We start from the raw sequence: 16,633 nt of genomic DNA on the forward strand, positions 1-16,633 counted from the left end.
ATATTTGTTGAGCCTGCCTCACAAGCACATGCGCTTTCCAGGTCCTAATGCGGCAATCCCTGAACACCTATCTTCGTGTTCGGATCACGAAGGAGCCGCCTGCCATGTCCGATCGAACTATGCGTGCGCCATGGGGCGATATCCCGCCTCGCCTGACCGAGATCACCGATCAGGTGCTGTTCGACGACATATGGCGGCGGCCGGGCCTTTCGCCGCGCGATCGCAGCCTCGTCACCGTCGCCAGCCTGGTGGCGTTGTACCGCGTCAACGAGTTGCCGTTCCATTGCAAGACCGCGCTGGAGAACGGCGTCACGCGCGACGAACTGGTCGAAGCGGTGACCCACCTCGCCTTCTATTCGGGCTGGCCGACCGCCAGCACCGCCATCGGCATCCTGCGGCAGGTGTTCGCCGACGCCGATGCCACCGACGATCAATAAAGGACATACGATCATGCAGACGCGCGAACTCGGCCGCAGCGGCCTTCACGTCTCCGCCATCGGCCTCGGCTGCATGGGGATGGGCTTCGGCTATGCCAGCACCGTGTCGAAACAGGAGGGCGTCGCGCTGATCCATGCCGCGCTCGAGCGGGGCGTGACCTTCCTTGACACCGCCGAAGTCTATGGCCCGTTCGTCAACGAGGAACTGGTCGGCGAAGCATTGCGGGGCATCCGCGACCGGGTGGTCGTCGCCACCAAGTTCGGCTTCGACATCGATCCCGACACCGGCGAGAATCGTGGCGGCCTCTCCAGCCATCCCGACCGCATCCGGCGTGCGGTGGAGGGTTCGCTGAAGCGGCTGGGGGTCGAATCGATCGACCTGCTCTATCAGCACCGTGTCGACCCCGAGGTGCCGATCGAGGACGTCGCGGGTACCGTCCGCGACCTCATCGCCGAGGGAAAGGTGAAGCATTTCGGCCTGTCGGAGCCCGGCGTTCAGACGCTGCGGCGTGCCCATGCGGTGCAACCGGTGACGGCGGTCCAGAACGAATATTCCCTGTGGTGGCGCGCGCCGGAGACGAATGGCACCCTGGCGGCCTGTGACGAACTCGGCATCGGGTTCGTGCCGTACAGTCCGCTCGGCAAGGGATTCCTGACCGGTGCGATCGGTAAGGATGCGCCCTTGCCGCAGGGCGACTTCCGCGCGTCGACGCCGCGCTTCGCTCCGCAAGCGATGGCGAAGAACCAGGCCTTCGTCGATCTGCTGACCCGCGTCGCCGCCGACAAGGGCGCCAGTCCCGCACAGGTGGCGCTCGCCTGGTTGCTGACGCAGCGGCCCTATGTGGTGCCGATCCCCGGCACGACCAAGCTGCACCGGCTGGAGGAAAACGTCGGCGCGGCGGCGATCACGCTGACCCCGGCCGATCTCGCTGCGATCGACGAGAGCGCCGGCGGGCTGGAAGCCGCAGGGGATCGCTATGCGCCGCAGCAGATGGCGATGGTGGGTCGCGAGGCGCCGCTCGCGACGAGCACCGAAGGGTGAGGAGGGCGACGATGGGACCGAACGTGTCGGATCGTCGTTGATGGCCGGCATCGATAGCGGTGGTTGTTCGGGGGCGTCGCGCATCGGCGGCTTCGTCACCGGTGCGGCGACGGTCATCGACGGCGGCCGGTCGCCCTAGCAGGAGAATGGATCATGGCGCGGGTTTTCATCACCGGCAGTAGCGACGGCCTGGGCCTTGCGGCGGCACGATCGCTGCTGGCCGACGGTCACGCGGTCGTCCTGCACGCTCGTTCCGAGCGGCGGGCCGCCGACCTGGGTGCCGTGTGCGAGCAGGCGAGCGGCGTCGTCATCGGCGACCTGTCCCGCGCCGACGACGTGCGTGGCATCGCGGATCAGGTGAATGCGATCGGCCGCATGGATGCCGTGATCCACAACGCCGGCTTATATACCGAGGCCGAGCGCGGCACGACGCCGGAAGGCCATGCGACGCTGGTCGCGGTGAACACGCTGGCGCCCTATATGCTGACGGCGCTCATCCAGCGTCCCGATCGGCTGGTCTACCTAAGCAGCGGCCTCCACCGCGGTGGCGAGGGGCCGCTTGATGATATCGACTGGACTTCACGCGAGTGGCACGCCGCGCGCGCCTATGCCGAAAGCAAGCTGCATATCGTCGCCCTGGCGTATGCGCTTGGCCGGCGCTGGCCGGACGTGCTGAGCAACGCCGTCGATCCGGGCTGGGTGCGCACGCGCATGGGCGGCGCGGGTGCGCCGGTGGATATCGACACCGGCGCACGCACGCAGAGCTGGCTGGCAGTGACCGACGATCCGGCCGCGCTGACCAGCGGCGGCTATTGGCACGACCTCCACCGCCAGCAGCCGGCGGTACAAGTGACCGATCCCGCGTTTCAGGATCGGCTGCTTGCAACGCTGGCGGCGCTGACCGGCGTGGGATTGCCGTAGCGCCGCCCGTCGATCAGGGCTGGCCGCTGCCGCCGGCCGCGCCATAGACCTGGCCGGTGGCATAGCTGGCATCGCGGGCCGCCAGCTGCACATAGATGGACGCCAGTTCGCCGGGCTGGCCGGGCCGGCCGAGCGGCGTCTCGCCACCGAATTGCTCCAGCTTCTCCATGGTCGCGCCGCCGGAGACCTGCAACGGCGTCCAGATCGGCCCCGGCGCCACCCCGTTGACGCGGATGCCGCGCGGGCCGAGCTGCTTGGCCATGGATTTGACGAAGTTCATCCCCGCCGCCTTGGTCATCGCATAATCGACGAGATCCTTGGACGGGTCATAGGCCTGTTCTGACGTGGTCACGATGATCGTGTCGCCCGCGTCCAGATGCTCCAGCGCCGCCTTGGTCAACCAGAACATCGCGTAGATGTTGGTCTTGATCGTCGCATCGAAGCTGTCCGACGTGATGTCGGCGATGCTGTCGGCCTGCTGCTGGCGCGCGGCATTGCTGACCAGGATATCGAGCCCGCCCAGCGCCGCCGCCGCATCGGCGACGAGGCTGCGGCAGAAGGCCTCGTCCTTGAGGTCGCCCGGAATCGCGACGGCCTTGCGGCCGGCCTGTTCGATCAGCGCGACGACCTCGTCGGCGTCTGCCTGTTCGTCGGGCAGGTAGTTGATCGCGACATCGGCGCCTTCACGGGCGAAGGCAATGGCCGCGGCACGGCCCATGCCGCTGTCGCCGCCGGTCACCAGCGCCCGCCGCCCGGCAAGGCGGCCGGAGCCCTGATAGGTCGTCTCGCCATGATCGGGGCGCGGCGTCATGTCGCGGGCCAAGCCCGGCCAGGGCTGGGTCTGCCGCTCGAACGGCGGCTGCGGGAATTTGGAGGTCGGGTCACGCTGCTGGTCGGTCATGTCGGGTTTTCCTCGTCGGCGAGCAGCCCCAACGGCGCAGCGGCGGTGAGGTTGCGCGAACCGGCGGGGGATCAAAGCTATCGTCCGCCTGCCACGCCGATCAGGCGTCCTCGTCCTCCGTCACCTCCGTCCGCGATCCGGCCGCCGCGCGTTCGGTCATCGTCACATAATCGAGCTTGCCGGTGCCGAGCACGGGCAGCGCATCGACCCGGCGGATATCCCTAGGCACGGCGAGTTCGGCGATCCCGTTGGCGCGCGCCCATTGCTGGAGAGCGGCCGGGGTCGCGTCGGTTTGCGTGGTGAATAGCACCAGCTGCTCGCCCTTGCGCGAATCGGGCCGGGTGACGACGGCATGATCCGCCCCCGGCCAGACCGCCGCGGCATAGCCTTCGACGGCGGGCAGCGACACCATCTCGCCACCGATCTTGGCGAAGCGCTTGGCCCGGCCCCTGATCGTCACGAAGCCGGCGGCATCGATCGTGACGATGTCGCCGCTGTCGTGCCAACCGCCGGCCGGCGGTTGCAGCACGCCGGGGGCATCGGCCTTCAGGTAGCCCGCCATGATGTTGGGTCCGCGGATCGACAGGCGGCCGCCCTCCTCGATCCCGGGCACCGCACCCAGCTTCGCCTCGATCCCCGGCAGCAGGCGACCGACGCTGCCCGCCCGGAAGTGCATCGGCGTGTTGACCGCGATCACCGGCGCCGCCTCCGTCGCGCCATAACCTTCGAGGATGCGCAGGCCGAACTTGTCCGCATAGGTCCGCCGCGTCTCGTCGCGCACCCGCTCGGCGCCGGCGAAGATGTGGCGTAGGGCGTAGAAGTCGTAGCCATGCGCCATGCGGGCGTAGCCTGACAGGAACGTGTCGGTGCCGAACAGGATCGTCGCGTTGGAATCGTAGGCGAGCGCGGGCACGATGCGATAGTGGAGCGGGCTGGGGTAGAGCAGCGTCTTCACCCCCGACAGGATCGGCAGCAGGGTGCCCCCGGTCAGCCCGAAGCTGTGGAACACCGGCAGCGCGTTGAGCACGATGTCGGACGAATTGAAGTCGATACGGGCGGACAGCTGGAGGCAGTTGGCGAGCAGATTGCGGTGGGTCAGCACAACGCCCTTAGGCAGCCCCTCCGATCCGCTGGTGAACAGGATTACCGCCGGTGCATCGGGCGACACCGCGTGGCGGCGGTGCAGGCGCCCTGCCCAGCGGGACGCGACCAGCGCCCCGAGCTTGGCGAGCCCGCCGATACCGGCGCCGACATCCTCCAGATAGACGATCCGCAGCCCCGCCGCTTCGAGCCCCGCCAGCACCTCGCCCAGTTTCGCCTGGGTGACGAAGGCGCGCGCGGTGACGATCGTGCGCACCTCGGCCGCGGTGCAGGCGGCGCGCAGATTGGTGAGCCCGGCGGTATAGTTGAGCATCGCCGGCACGCGGCCGATCCCCTGAAGCGCGAAGAAGCTCGCCGCGACGGCGTTGACGTTGGGCAGCAGCAGCCCGACCGCCTTCCCGGGCCGCGTCATGGCGGCGAGCGGCCGGCCGAGCGCGATGCTGCCGGTGATGAGGCGGCCATAGCTCATCGGTTCGCGCTTCACGTCCTCGACGATCGGCGTCGCGGCACCGTGGATATCCTTGGCGTCGATCAGCGCCTGGTACAGCGTGCGCCCGGTGTCGGAGGTGGCGAAGATCATGTCGCTCATCACGTCGTACAGCTTGGCGCCCGCAGCGGCGCGACGCTGCCGCGCGGTGTCGCCCTGCACCTCGAAACGGTGGGGCGGCAGGATGGTGAGGTCGATCTTCGGAAAGGTGCGCAGGCGGACCTTGCCCTTCAGGCGCGAGAAGGGCGTATATTGCGCCCCGGCGATGCGCACGGGCACGATCGGCGCGTCCGCCTTGTCGGCGACCATGCCCGGCCCGTCGAACACCTTCATCAGCGCACCGGTGACGGTGATGCGGCCTTCGGGAAAGATCACCAGGGTACGCCCTTCGCGCACCGCCTTCACCATCGCCTTGGCGGCCATCGGATTGGTGGGATCGACCGGAAAGGCGTCGAACAGCCCCAGGAACGGCTTCACCCACCAGGCCTTCGCGATGTGCGTGGCCACCGCAAAGGTCGGCTTGCCCGGCAGGAAGGCGGCGAGCAGCAGCCCGTCGAGGAAGGAGACATGGTTGACGACGACCACCGCGCGTTCGCCGGGGCGCGGCATGTTCTCGGCCCCATGCACGTCGACGCGGTAGAGCAGGCGTAGCGCCGCACGCACCAGCCCCTTCAGCACCGTTTCGGGGAGCAGCCAGCATGAGATCAGCGCGACCGCCAGCGTCGCGAACCCCATCGCGCCGATGATGCCGGGCAGCGTGGTGCCGGCAGCCAGCATCGCGCCGACCACCACGACCAGCACGACGGTGACGAAGGCATTGACGATGTTGTTCGCCGCGATGACGCGCGAGCGTTCGGCAGGATCGGTATGCACCTGGAGGATGGCGTAAAGCGGCACGATGAAGATGCCGCCCGAGAGCGCCAAGCCGGCGAGCGCGAACAGGATGTGCCAGCTGCCTGCGGTGGCGAGAAAGGCGTCGACGTCGGCGTGCGGCACCGTGGCGGCGAAGCGACGGGTCGCGACCCACAGGTCGATCAGGAATGCCGCCATGCCGAGCGCCGCGGCGGGCACGTAGCGCGCCGACACCTCGCCGCCGAGCAGCTTGTTGACGACCAGCGAGCCGATCGCGACCGAGACGGAGAAGACCAGCAGGAACAGCGTCACCACGCCCGGCCCCGCCTGCAACCGGCCACTGACCAACGGCGCGAATTCGGACAGCAGGATGGCGCCGATCGCGAAGAACCAGCTGATCCCGAGGATCGCCAGCCACACGCCGCGGCCGGCGCGGGCGACCGACAGGATCTGCCACGTGCCCTTCAGGATGTTGCGGTCGATGCGCACGCCATGCGCGGCGGGGGGCGCCGCAGGCACGGCGAGGCTGACGAGGAAGCCGAGGGTGGCAATGCCGGTCGCGACCAGCCCCGCCTCCCATGCCGGGATCACCCCGCCGAGCAACTGCCCGCCGAGGATGGCGAGGAAGGTGCCCGCCTCGATCAACCCGGTGCCGCCCATCAGCTCGTGCCGGCCCAGATGCTGCGGCAGGATGGAATATTTGACCGGGCCGAACAGCGTGGAATGGACGCCCATCAGGAACAGGCAGCCGAGCAGCACCGGCACCGACTGGAACCAGAAGCCGGCGAGCGCCAGCGCCATGATCGCGATCTCGGCCGCCTTCACCGCGCGGATCAGCCATGCCTTGTCCCATGCGTCGGCCAATTGCCCCGCCAGCGACGACAGCAGGAAATAGGGCAGGATGAACAGGCCGGTCGCGATCGTCGCCAGCTGCGCCGCCTTGTCCGGCGCGGCGGCGTACAGCGTGAAATTGGCGAGGAACAGCAGCGCGTACTTCAACAGGTTGTCGTTGAACGCGCCGAGGAACTGGACGACGAACAGCGGCGCGAAGCGACGCTTGCCGAGCAGCGACAGATCAGGTGCGGACATGGCGGTGACTCCCCTTCATCACGGGTCGTAACGGTGAAAACTTAACGGGCTTCATCAGGCAGATAGCGACTGTAGAGCCAGCCGACGCCGATCAGGCTGAAGCCGAGCGCCACGAAGGAGGCGATCCGGGCCAGCCCGTCGAGGCCGGCGGCATCGAACAGGAACACCTTGACCACCGCCACCAGCATCAGGACGAGGCTGGTGAGGCGCCAGTCGCGCGCGCGGCGAACGATGCCGACGCCGAGGAAGGCCCCTGCCAGGGCAAGCGCGAGGATCGATCGCGCGATCTGTTCCCCGGCGCCGGTGCCTGTCCATAAGGGCATGGGATCATGGCTCGCCTGCCGCAGCAGCGTGAAGGCGGCGGCGACGCTGAGCAGCATCAGCGCAGCATCGCGCCAGCGGATCGCCTGCGGCAGCAGCCGCGGCGCCATCCACAGCAGACCGCCCGCCACCGCATAGGACAGCGCCAGCCACGGCCCCGCCCGTTGCATGACGATCAGCGGATTGAGCACGAGGCCGGTGAACCACGCGGCGTGGAGCAGCGCCGCCGCGCCGAGGACGATCGCCGGCCGCCGCCCGCCGAGCCGCCACGCGGCCACGGCGGCGACGGCCAGCAGCGCCTCCCACAGCGTGCGCTCCATGAGGGTGCGTGCCTGGAACGCCGCGGCGGTGTCGATGCAGACCGCATGTTGCAGTGCGACATGCGCCGCGAGCGCCAGCAGCACGCCGCCGATGGCGGTGCCGGCGCGGCGGGCCAGCGGGGACACGGGTAACAGCCACCCCGCCGCGAGCCCGGCAACGCCCGGCAGCGCCAGGTCGAGCAGCGCCGCATGCAGCGTCGGCCAGGCGGCGACCGGCACCACCGAACCCGTCGCGGCATCGGCAGCCGCGGCGGTCCAGACCAGCAGCGGCGTCAGCACCCATCCGGCGGCGAGCACCGCCGCCGTGGCCGCAGCCGGCAACACGTCGGCACGGCGCGACGCCGCAAGCGCCAGCAGCGCCGCCACCGGCACCAGCGACAGGGCCGATCCCGGCACCATCTGCGCCGCCGCACCATAGCCGAGCAGCACCGCCGCCGGCTGCATCACGCGGGCCCGTCGCCCGGTGGCACGCAGCGCCAGCGCCACCGCCGCCAGAGCGGCGACGATCCACACGCCGGGGCGCCCCGCCACCGCGTCGCCGAACAGGCGCTCGACGCCCGGATCGCCGGCGAGCAGCAACAGCGTGACGACGCCGAACAGCCACGCCGCGCCTTCGACCCGCCGATCGTGCGCGGCATCGGCCAGCGCCAATGTCGCGACGCACAGCAGTGCAGCGGCAGAGGCCCAGGCGGCGACCGGCAGCAGCAGCGCAGCGGCGAGGCCCAGCATCGCCGTGGCGGTGACGGCCAATATGGCGAAGCGGCCATTGTCCTGACGGCCGGGAACGCGCCAGCCCTTCGCCGCCACCGCAGCGGCGAGCGCGGCGGCGACGAGCGCCGTCCAGCCCGCGCCATCGAAGCGGATCGCCGGCACGATGCCGATCGCAATGGCGCAGCCGGCGACCATCGGGGCATCGATCGGCCGCGCATCGGCGCGCCATACCCGCAGCGTCGCCGGCAGCGCATGGATCGCGGCGATCGCAGCGAGCACCAGCGCGCAGGCGGCGGCCGAGGGATCGGGCCAGGCGAGCGCCAGCAGGATGGCGACCGCCAGTGCCGGCGCCGGCAGGTCGGCAAAGGTGGCATCGCGCCGCGATAGCCAGAGGATGGCGAGCGAGATCAGCCCGAACAGCGCCCAATGCAGCGGCGCGAAGCCCCCGAGCGAGACGAGCGCGGCCAGTTGCGCACAGCCGAGCAGGCTCGCCGCGACACGCATCGCCGCGGCGCGCTGGCCGCTGAGCAACAGCGGCAGGCCGATGGCGAGCCCGAGCGTATAGATGCCGACCGACAGCGTGGCGGCGAGATCGAGCACGCCGCCGAGGATCAGCACCGCGCCCCAGCCGAAGCCGCCGATCAGTGCGGCGCCACCGAGCCACCACCAGCGTTGCTGCCGGCCGAGCGCGCACAGGCCGCCGACGGTCAGCGCGAGATACAGCGTCAACAACGGCACGTCGGGCTCCCCTGCCCCGACCAGCGCCGGCGCGGCGAGGCCGCCGAGCAGACCCAGAACCGCGCTCGGCGCACCGAACCGCAGCGACAGCCCGGCCGCCAGCACCGTCACCAGCGCCATGCCGACGAAGGCCGGGACCGGGCCGATGAGGCCGTAGAGGTTGGCCGCGGCGAGCGTCACCGCATAGAGCGTCGCAATCCCCGCCCCGGCCAGCGACTGGCGCACGCGGGGATCGCGAACCGTGTCCTCGCGGCGCAGCGCCGCCTCCGCGCCGCCGATCAGCCCGATGCCGAACACCAGCCCCAGCACGACGCGAACCCATGGCGAGAGCAAGCCCGCCTCGATCGAATAGCGCACGATCAGCACGCCCGCGACCGCCAGCGTCAGGCCGCCGGCCCAGATCGGCAGGCGGCGGCCGAACAGTTCCTCGAAGCCACCGCGGCCGGTCGCGATCGGCGCGCGCGCTTCGGGCGCTGCGGCGATCGGTGGCAGCCATGGGGACGCCGGCGGACGCGGCCTCTCGACCACGGGTGCGGGCCTCGGTGCCTCCTCCGGCTGCGCGGCTGGAGGCGGCGGTGGCGGTGGCGGTGGCGGCGCGGGCACCGGCATCGGCTCGGGGGGCACAAAAGGTGCCGTGTAGGGCCGGACGGCGGCGGCAAGCGCCTCTTCCATCGCGTCGAGACGATCCTGCAACCGATCCATCCGCTTCCACAAGGTGGCGAGGACGATGGCGAGGACGATGAGCAGCAGCAGCGACATGCCAGCGGACCTTCGATGATTCGCAGGCATGATACATGGAAATGAGCACCGCTCAATATAGAAATTGGACAGCGCTCAATTCATCGGATATCCGAGTTCGATGGGCAGACGATCCGATCACAACCGCGCCGAACTCGAGGCGCTGATCCTCGATGCCGGGACGGCGCTGGTCGCGGAGGCGGGCCTTGGCGGCTTTTCCGCGCGCGAAGTGGCGCGGCGGATCGGCTATTCGATCGGCACGATCCACAATGTCTTCGGCACCGCCGACCGGCTGGTCGCCGCGATCAACGCCCGCAGCTTCACCGCCTGGGCGGCCTTTCTGCGCGAGCGGCTGGACGCGGCCGGCGATGGCGGCGATCGTATCGCGGCGCTGGTCGAGGGCTACTTCGGCTTCGCCCGCTGCCATACGTATCTGTGGACCGCCATCTACGACCACCGCCGGCCGGCCGAAACCGGGCTGACCGAGGCCGATGAAGCGGGGCGCGGCGAACTGACACGGATCGTCGTGCAGGAAGTCGCCGCGGCGCTCGGCCGGCCGATCGACGACGATGTCGCCGCCTTCGCCCGTTCGCTGATCGCGACGGTGCACGGCCATTGCGCCTTCGCGATCAGCGGCGCCTGGGCGTTGATGGGCGAAGCCGCGCCAGAGGCGGCCGCGCTCGCGCGGGTGCGCGAGGCGCTGGCCGCGCGGGCGGCTTAGCGTTACGCCACCGCCATCAGGCTGGCGTTGCCGCCCGCCGCGGTGGTGTTGATCGAGGTCGATACCTCTTCGACCAGCCAGTCGAGGCGATAGCCCGCAGAGGCCGCATGCGGCAGGACGATCGGCCCGGGCAGCTCGGCGAGCGCGGCAAGCGCGGCGGCGACCTGCGCCGCGTCGCCTTCGATCAGGGCGCCCGCGTAGCTGCCGTCCGCCTGCCAGTCGGCCGAGCGGCGGACGCGATGCGCGAGGCTGGCGGGCAGCGTCGCGAGGATTGCGTCCAGCCCGTCCGCGGCCACCACCGGGTTGTTACCGGCGGCGAGCGCCACGCCGAGCTGCTCGACCAGCCCGTCGCGCGTCTGCGGCAGCAACAGCACCCGGCCGCGCGGGTGGAGCGCATAAAGGTTGCGTTCGCCGACCGGCCCGGCGAGTTCCGCTTCGGCGCCGACCGGCGATGCGGCGATCGCCGCGCGCACCCGTGCCGCGGCGGCGGCATCCCCCGCCTCCTCCAGCCAGAGCGCGAGATCGCGTGCCGCCGGATCGGCATGGTCGGAGACGAGCGGCAGCGGCAGGTCGGCACCCGTCACCAGCCGGCCGAGATACAGCGGCCCGCCCGCCTTGGGTCCCGTCCCCGACAGCCCGCGCCCGCCGAACGGCTGGACGCCGACGACCGCGCCGATGACGTTGCGGTTGATGTAGAGATTGCCCGCCCTCACCCGGCTGGTGACGTGCGCCACCGTCTCGTCAAGGCGGGTGTGCAGGCCGAAGGTGAGGCCGTAGCCGGTGGCGTTGATGCGGTCGATCAGCCGGTCGAGCTCGGCCCGGCGGAAGCGGACGACATGCAGCACGGGGCCGAACACCTCGCGCTTCAGTTCGGCGATATCGGCAAGCTCGATGATCGTCGGCGGAACGAAGGTGCCGTGGGCGGTGTCACCGGCGGGCGCGACCTGCTCCACGGCGCGGCCGGCAGCGCGCATCGCGGCAATATGGCGGTCGATGTTGTCCTTCGCCTCGGCGGTAATGACCGGGCCGATGTCGGTCGCTAGCTGGTCGGTGCGGCCGATCGACAGCTCGTGCAGCGCCCCCCGGATCATCGCCAGCGTGCGATCCGCCACCTCCTCCTGCAGGCAGAGGATGCGCAGCGCGGAACAGCGTTGGCCTGCGCTGTCGAAGGCGGAGGCGATGACGTCCGCCACCACCTGTTCGGCCAGCGCGGAGGAATCGACGATCATCGCATTCTGCCCGCCGGTTTCGGCGATGAACGGGATCGGCGCGCCATCGGGCAACAGCCGACCGGCGAGGACCTTCTGGATCAGGCGTGCGACCTCGGTCGAGCCGGTGAACATCACGCCCTGCGTCTCGGGCGCGGCGACCAGCGCGGCGCCGATCGCGCCGTCGCCGGGCACGAACTGCAATGCGTCCACCGGCACGCCGGCCTGGTGGAGCAGGCCGATGCCCTGCGCGGCGATCAGCGGCGTTTCCTCCGCCGGCTTGGCGAGCACGGCATTGCCCGCCACCAGCGCGGCGGCGACCTGGCCGATGAAGATCGCCAGCGGGAAGTTCCACGGGCTGATGCAGGTGACGACGCCGAGCGGGCGGTGCGCGGGCGCCAGCGTGGTGCGCGCCTGTTCGGCATAATAGCGCAGGAAGTCGATCGCCTCGCGCACCTCGGCGATGGCGTTGGGCAGCGACTTGCCCGCTTCCCGGACGATCAGCGCGAGAAGGTGCGGCATCTGCGCCTGCATCGCGTCGGCGGCACGCTCCAGCATGGCGGCACGATCCGCGATCGGCACCGCCGCCCAGTCGGGTGCGGCAGCCGCGGCAGCGCGGGCGGCCGCCTGCGCCTGTTCCACCGACAATTCGCGCACGGTGCCGACGCGGTCGCGGTGATCGGCAGGATTCAGCACGTCGCGGGCGATGCCGTGCACCCCCGCCTGCCACGGCCCCGCCGCGGCCATGGTTTCCGCCAGCGAGGCCAAGGTCGCCTCGTCGCTGAGATCGAGGCCGGCGGAATTGACGCGGTCGCCATACAGTCCCTGTGGCAGGGCGATCTGCGGGTTCTTCTGCCCGGCACCGACGCCCGAACCGGCCATCGCCCGCACCGCCGCGACGGGATCGGCGACGAGGTCGGCGATCGACACCTCGGGATCGGCGATACGGTTGACGAAGGAGGAATTGGCGCCGTTTTCCAGCAGCCGCCGAACAAGATAGGCGAGCAACGTCTCGTGCGTACCGACCGGCGCATAGATGCGGCAGGGACGGTTCAGCTTATCCGCGCCGACCACCTCGTCGTACAGCGGCTCGCCCATGCCGTGCAGGCACTGGAATTCGTAGTCGCCGACCGCGAAATCGGGGCCGGCGAGATGATAGATGGTGGCCAGCGTCTGCGCATTATGGGTGGCGAATTGCGGGAACACCGCCTCGCGCGCGTCGAGCAGCTTGCGGGCGCAGGCGATGTAGGCGACGTCGGTGTGGATCTTGCGGGTGTAGACCGGAAAATCGGCGAGGCCATCGACCTGCGCGCGCTTGATCTCGGCATCCCAATAGGCGCCCTTGACCAGCCGCACCATGATGCGCCGCTCCGCCCGCCGGGCGAGATCGACGATCCAGTCGATGACGAACGGGCAGCGCTTGCCATAGGCCTGCACCACGAAGCCGAGGCCGTTCCAGCCGGCAAGGTCCGGATCGGTGGCGAGGCTTTCGAGCAGGTCGAGCGACAGCTCCAGCCGGTCCGCCTCCTCGGCATCGATGTTGAGGCCGATGCCATAGCCCTTGGCGAGCAGCGCCAGCGCCTTCACGCGCGGCAGCAACTCGGCCATGACGCGGGCGGCCTGGGCGCGGACGTAGCGCGGGTGCAGCGCCGACAATTTGATCGAGATGCCCGGCCCGTCATAGATGCCGCGGCCGGCGCTCGCCTCGCCGATCGCGCGCACCGCCTGTTCGTAATCGCGATAATAGCGGTCGGCGTCGGCGGCGGTGGTCGCCGCCTCGCCCAGCATGTCGTAGCTGTAGCGGAAGCCCCGCGCCTCCAGCGGACGGGCGCGCTTCAGCGCCTCGCCGATCGTCTCGCCGGTGACGAACTGTTCGCCCATCATCCGCATCGCCATGTCGACGCCGCGACGGATCACCGGTTCGCCGGCGCGCGCGATCAGGCGGGTCAGCGCGGCGCCGAGGCCGCTGTCGTTGACGCTGCCGGTCAGTTTGCCGGTGACCACCAGACCCCAGGTCGCGGCGTTGACGAACAGCGAGCGGCCATCGCCGACATGCGCGCGCCAGTCGCCACCGGCGATCTTGTCGCGGATCAGGGCGTCGCGGGTGGCGGTGTCGGGGATGCGCAACAGCGCCTCGGCCAGGCACATCAGCGCGACGCCTTCCTGACTGGACAGGGCATATTCCTGCACCAATCCCTCGACGCCGGTGCCCTTGTGCTTGGCGCGGAGCGCGGTGACCAGCGCGGTCGCCGTCGCGGCAGCGGCGTCGCGGACGCCGTCGGGCAGCGTCGCGGCGTCGAGCAGCGGCGCCAGGCATTCGGGCTCCGGCCGGCGATAGGCGGCGGTGATCGCCTGCCGCAGCGGGTCCTGCTGGCGAATCGGGGGCGCGAAATCGGCGAACGGCGGGCGGGTCATGGTGCAGGTCCTCTCGACCGCCGCCCATAGCGACTTTCGCGCTGGCGATCCGACCGATATTGTCCCATGTCGAAGCCGAACGAACGGATTTTGTGGGATATGAACGGACGAAAGGCCTTGAAATCAGCTGATGGCAGTCCGATCGACCGGTTCGACCTGCGGATCATCGAACAGCTGCGCAGCGACGGCCGCCTGTCGGTCACCGAACTGGCGAGGCGGGTCGGCCTGTCGAAGACACCGTGTCAGGTGCGGCTGCGACGGCTGATCGATCAGGGCTATATCCTGGGCTTCCGCGCGGTGATCGATCCGGCGCGGCTGGGGCTCGATCACGTCGCCTTCACGGAGGTGAAGCTGTCGGACACGCGGGAGGCGGCGCTGGAGGAATTCCGGCGGGCCGTGCTGCGCATTCCGGAGGTGGAGGATTGCCACATGATCGCCAGCAGCTTCGACTATCTGCTGAAGGTGCGCACGGCGGATATCCGTCGCTATCGCGAGGTGCTGGGCGAGCAGATTTCCGCCCTGCCGCACGTCGCCAGCACCTCCACCTTCGTGGCGATGGAAACGATCCGCGATGCGGGCATGTGACCTCGTCAGTTTTGGTTACCATTTGTTAACCACTTTCGGGCTAAGGGCGGGCAGTGGCCTACCGGCCGCACGGACAGCAGGACGCCCCTGATCGTACGCGTATCAGGCGGTCAGGGGCGTCTTGGCGTTAATCCGGCGTCCTGCGCAACGCGCCGTCGCCGTTCTGCAGCATCCAGAAGCGCGACCAGCTGCGCACCCGCGGCAGGATCAGCCAGGTCAGTGCGACCGTCAGCAACATCGATGACAGGATCTGCTGGCCGATACGCGGCAGGCCGGGGAAGGCCCAGCCGATCGCGCCGCTGACGACGAGCAGCGTCGGCACCACGCCGATCCAGGTGACGATCGCCGTCTTCCATTTGCGTGCGGCCGCTTCGCTGGGCAGGTCGAACGCGACGACGCTGCCGTCATCATGCTGGTCGAGGCCGACCGAAAAGCCATCGGCCTGGCGGGCCAGGGCGACATAGCGATCCTGCCCGCACCAGTCGCGCGCCGCCGCGCGATCGGCGAAATGGAGAACCAGATGGTGCAGCCCGCCCGCCTGGTCGAGCCGAACCGCGGATGCGAAACCGGGATGCGCCTGCGCCGCGGCGACCACCTGCTCGACCCAGGATCGATAGTCCTTCTCGCGGCCCGGCCGCATGACCCGGCTGATGATGAGGGTCCCAGGCGCTGATGAGGTGCTCGGCATCCCTGCCCGACCCGCAGGCACGCCGGAGGTTCCGTGGCGACGCAAACCACCATCATTCCGAGCCGGCGATCAGTTCCCGCCCCTCCCCGGATAGAACGGGAGCAAGGGTGATTGCCGATCGGCCTAGCTGACGATCCGGAAGGTGTAGCTGTAGTCGGACTGGGTCGAGCCGGTCACACCGGTGATGCGGACGGTGTAGGTGACGCCCGCCTGCAACCCCGCGACCTTCCACTGCACGTTGTTGGCGAGGCCATAGCCATCGTTGTCGCTGCTGACGTTCGACACGGCGAGCGCACCGGCCGGGCCGGTGACGGTGATCGTGGCGCCGCCGAAGCCGACGTTGGCGTTCGCGCCGAAGGCATTCGTCTTGCCGGGTGAGGCGCTGAACGAGAGATAGGCCGCGGTGTTGAAGTAGCGCGCCGGATAGTCGCCGAACGGATAGGCGACGAAGGCGGGCACGTTGCTCGGCACCGGACCGCCGGCGGCGAAGTTGAAGACGCGCATCGATGCGGCGCTCGCGCGGCTGCCGTCGGGCATCACCACCGTCACCCGGCCATAGGACGTCTTGCCGAGGAACGGATCGAGGATCCAGCGGCGGTGCCCGATCGAGGCGCTGCCGATTTCCGTCAGCCACGAGCCTAGGTAATCGTCCTCGCTGTTGAAGCCGAGGCCGGTGCCCCAGCCGCCGATCAGGTTGCTCGCCCCCGCCGCGGCGGCGCCGGCCGCGGTGTAGCAGGTCCAGCTGGTCGGCGGGGTGTGGCTCAGCTGGCGGTTGACCGCCATCATCAGGGACGATTCGGCTTCCTGCGAATCCTCGAAGTCCGAATAGGTGACCGTCGGCAGTTGATGCAGCGCGCGGATGGCGTTGAGCTTCGCCAGGAAATCGGCCTTGACGCTCGCTTTCAGCGTACCGGCGCGGCAGGAGGCGACATCCGGCGCCACGTCGTAGAGCGCGGCTGCGGCCGCCGCCCAGCTGGTGGGTGCGGGCGTCGGCGACGGGCTGGGCGAAGGCGACGGTGATGGCGTCGGTGCGGGCGCAGGGGCCGGCGATGGCGTGCCTGCGGGGACGGTGACGACGGGCACGCTGGCGGTCGTCGTGTCGCTGCCGCCGCCTCCACCGCACGCCCCGACCGCGAGGGCAAGACCCGACGCAATTCCGCTCTTCCAATGACGCATCGCAACCAACCGATAGGGAATGCCGGGTCGCGCATGACCTGGCTGTCGGGCGATGGACTAGCATCCCAGGGTTAACGAAAGGTGGCTGGCGGCCAAGAACCGCAGCCTTTTCAACCGGCAGCGGGTGGATGCGGCTTGTAATGCCGGAGCGGGCGGCCGAGAGTCGCAGCCTAGCGGGAGGA

11 protein-coding genes are annotated in these 16,633 nt (G+C 69.8%); 5 read left to right on the forward strand and 6 right to left on the reverse strand.

What is annotated here, in order from left to right:
- The first annotated feature begins 104 nt into the window (after positions 1-104).
- The 3 genes from AC4GY7_RS02060 to AC4GY7_RS02070 all read left to right on the forward strand — a co-directional run bounded on the left by AC4GY7_RS02060 (position 105) and on the right by AC4GY7_RS02070 (position 2,400).
- Positions 105-437: a carboxymuconolactone decarboxylase family protein gene (locus AC4GY7_RS02060; RefSeq protein WP_491111738.1), complete on the forward strand. Its 333-nt coding sequence runs from the start codon at positions 105-107 to the stop codon at positions 435-437.
- 13 nt (positions 438-450) lie between these two features.
- Entirely contained in the window at positions 451-1,479 is a 1,029-nt protein-coding gene (locus AC4GY7_RS02065) for an aldo/keto reductase (RefSeq protein ID WP_491111739.1), read from the forward strand.
- Between the two features lie 153 nt (positions 1,480-1,632).
- Positions 1,633-2,400, forward strand: a complete 768-nt coding sequence (locus AC4GY7_RS02070; protein ID WP_491111740.1) for an SDR family NAD(P)-dependent oxidoreductase — start codon at positions 1,633-1,635, stop codon at positions 2,398-2,400.
- A gap of 13 nt (positions 2,401-2,413) precedes the next feature.
- Here AC4GY7_RS02070 and AC4GY7_RS02075 read toward each other — a convergent pair whose 3' ends face one another.
- The 3 genes from AC4GY7_RS02075 to AC4GY7_RS02085 form a co-directional block, all read right to left on the reverse strand.
- Complete coding sequence (locus tag AC4GY7_RS02075; protein ID WP_491111741.1) at positions 2,414-3,301, reverse strand: SDR family oxidoreductase; 888 nt, start codon at positions 3,299-3,301, stop codon at positions 2,414-2,416.
- A 100-nt stretch (positions 3,302-3,401) separates the two neighbouring features.
- Complete coding sequence (locus AC4GY7_RS02080; RefSeq protein WP_491111742.1) at positions 3,402-6,830, reverse strand: acyl-[ACP]--phospholipid O-acyltransferase; 3,429 nt, start codon at positions 6,828-6,830, stop codon at positions 3,402-3,404.
- Between the two features lie 41 nt (positions 6,831-6,871).
- Positions 6,872-9,679 (reverse strand): DUF2339 domain-containing protein, encoded by a 2,808-nt coding sequence (locus AC4GY7_RS02085; protein ID WP_491111743.1) that lies wholly within the window; start codon positions 9,677-9,679, stop codon positions 6,872-6,874.
- Between the two features lie 100 nt (positions 9,680-9,779).
- On the opposite strand from AC4GY7_RS02085, the gene AC4GY7_RS02090 reads away from it, so the two are divergent.
- Positions 9,780-10,379, forward strand: coding sequence for a TetR/AcrR family transcriptional regulator (locus AC4GY7_RS02090; protein WP_491111744.1), 600 nt, complete (start codon positions 9,780-9,782; stop codon positions 10,377-10,379).
- A gap of 2 nt (positions 10,380-10,381) precedes the next feature.
- On the opposite strand, the gene putA is transcribed toward AC4GY7_RS02090, so the two are convergent.
- Positions 10,382-14,002, reverse strand: a complete 3,621-nt coding sequence (gene putA, locus AC4GY7_RS02095) for a trifunctional transcriptional regulator/proline dehydrogenase/L-glutamate gamma-semialdehyde dehydrogenase (RefSeq protein WP_491111745.1) — start codon at positions 14,000-14,002, stop codon at positions 10,382-10,384.
- A gap of 117 nt (positions 14,003-14,119) precedes the next feature.
- Here putA and AC4GY7_RS02100 point away from each other — a divergent pair, with 117 nt between their 5' ends.
- The gene (locus AC4GY7_RS02100) at positions 14,120-14,587 is read left to right on the forward strand and encodes an Lrp/AsnC family transcriptional regulator (RefSeq protein ID WP_491111746.1); all 468 of its coding nucleotides are present in this window, start codon (positions 14,120-14,122) and stop codon (positions 14,585-14,587) included.
- A 127-nt stretch (positions 14,588-14,714) separates the two neighbouring features.
- On the opposite strand, the gene AC4GY7_RS02105 is transcribed toward AC4GY7_RS02100, so the two are convergent.
- Positions 14,715-15,227, reverse strand: coding sequence for a hypothetical protein (locus tag AC4GY7_RS02105; protein WP_491111747.1), 513 nt, complete (start codon positions 15,225-15,227; stop codon positions 14,715-14,717).
- A gap of 171 nt (positions 15,228-15,398) precedes the next feature.
- Entirely contained in the window at positions 15,399-16,451 is a 1,053-nt protein-coding gene (locus tag AC4GY7_RS02110) for a CAP domain-containing protein (protein ID WP_491111748.1), read from the reverse strand.
- Positions 16,452-16,633: the final 182 nt, after the last annotated feature.

The sequence above is a fragment of the Sphingomonas sp. SP5 genome, from assembly GCF_058313455.1.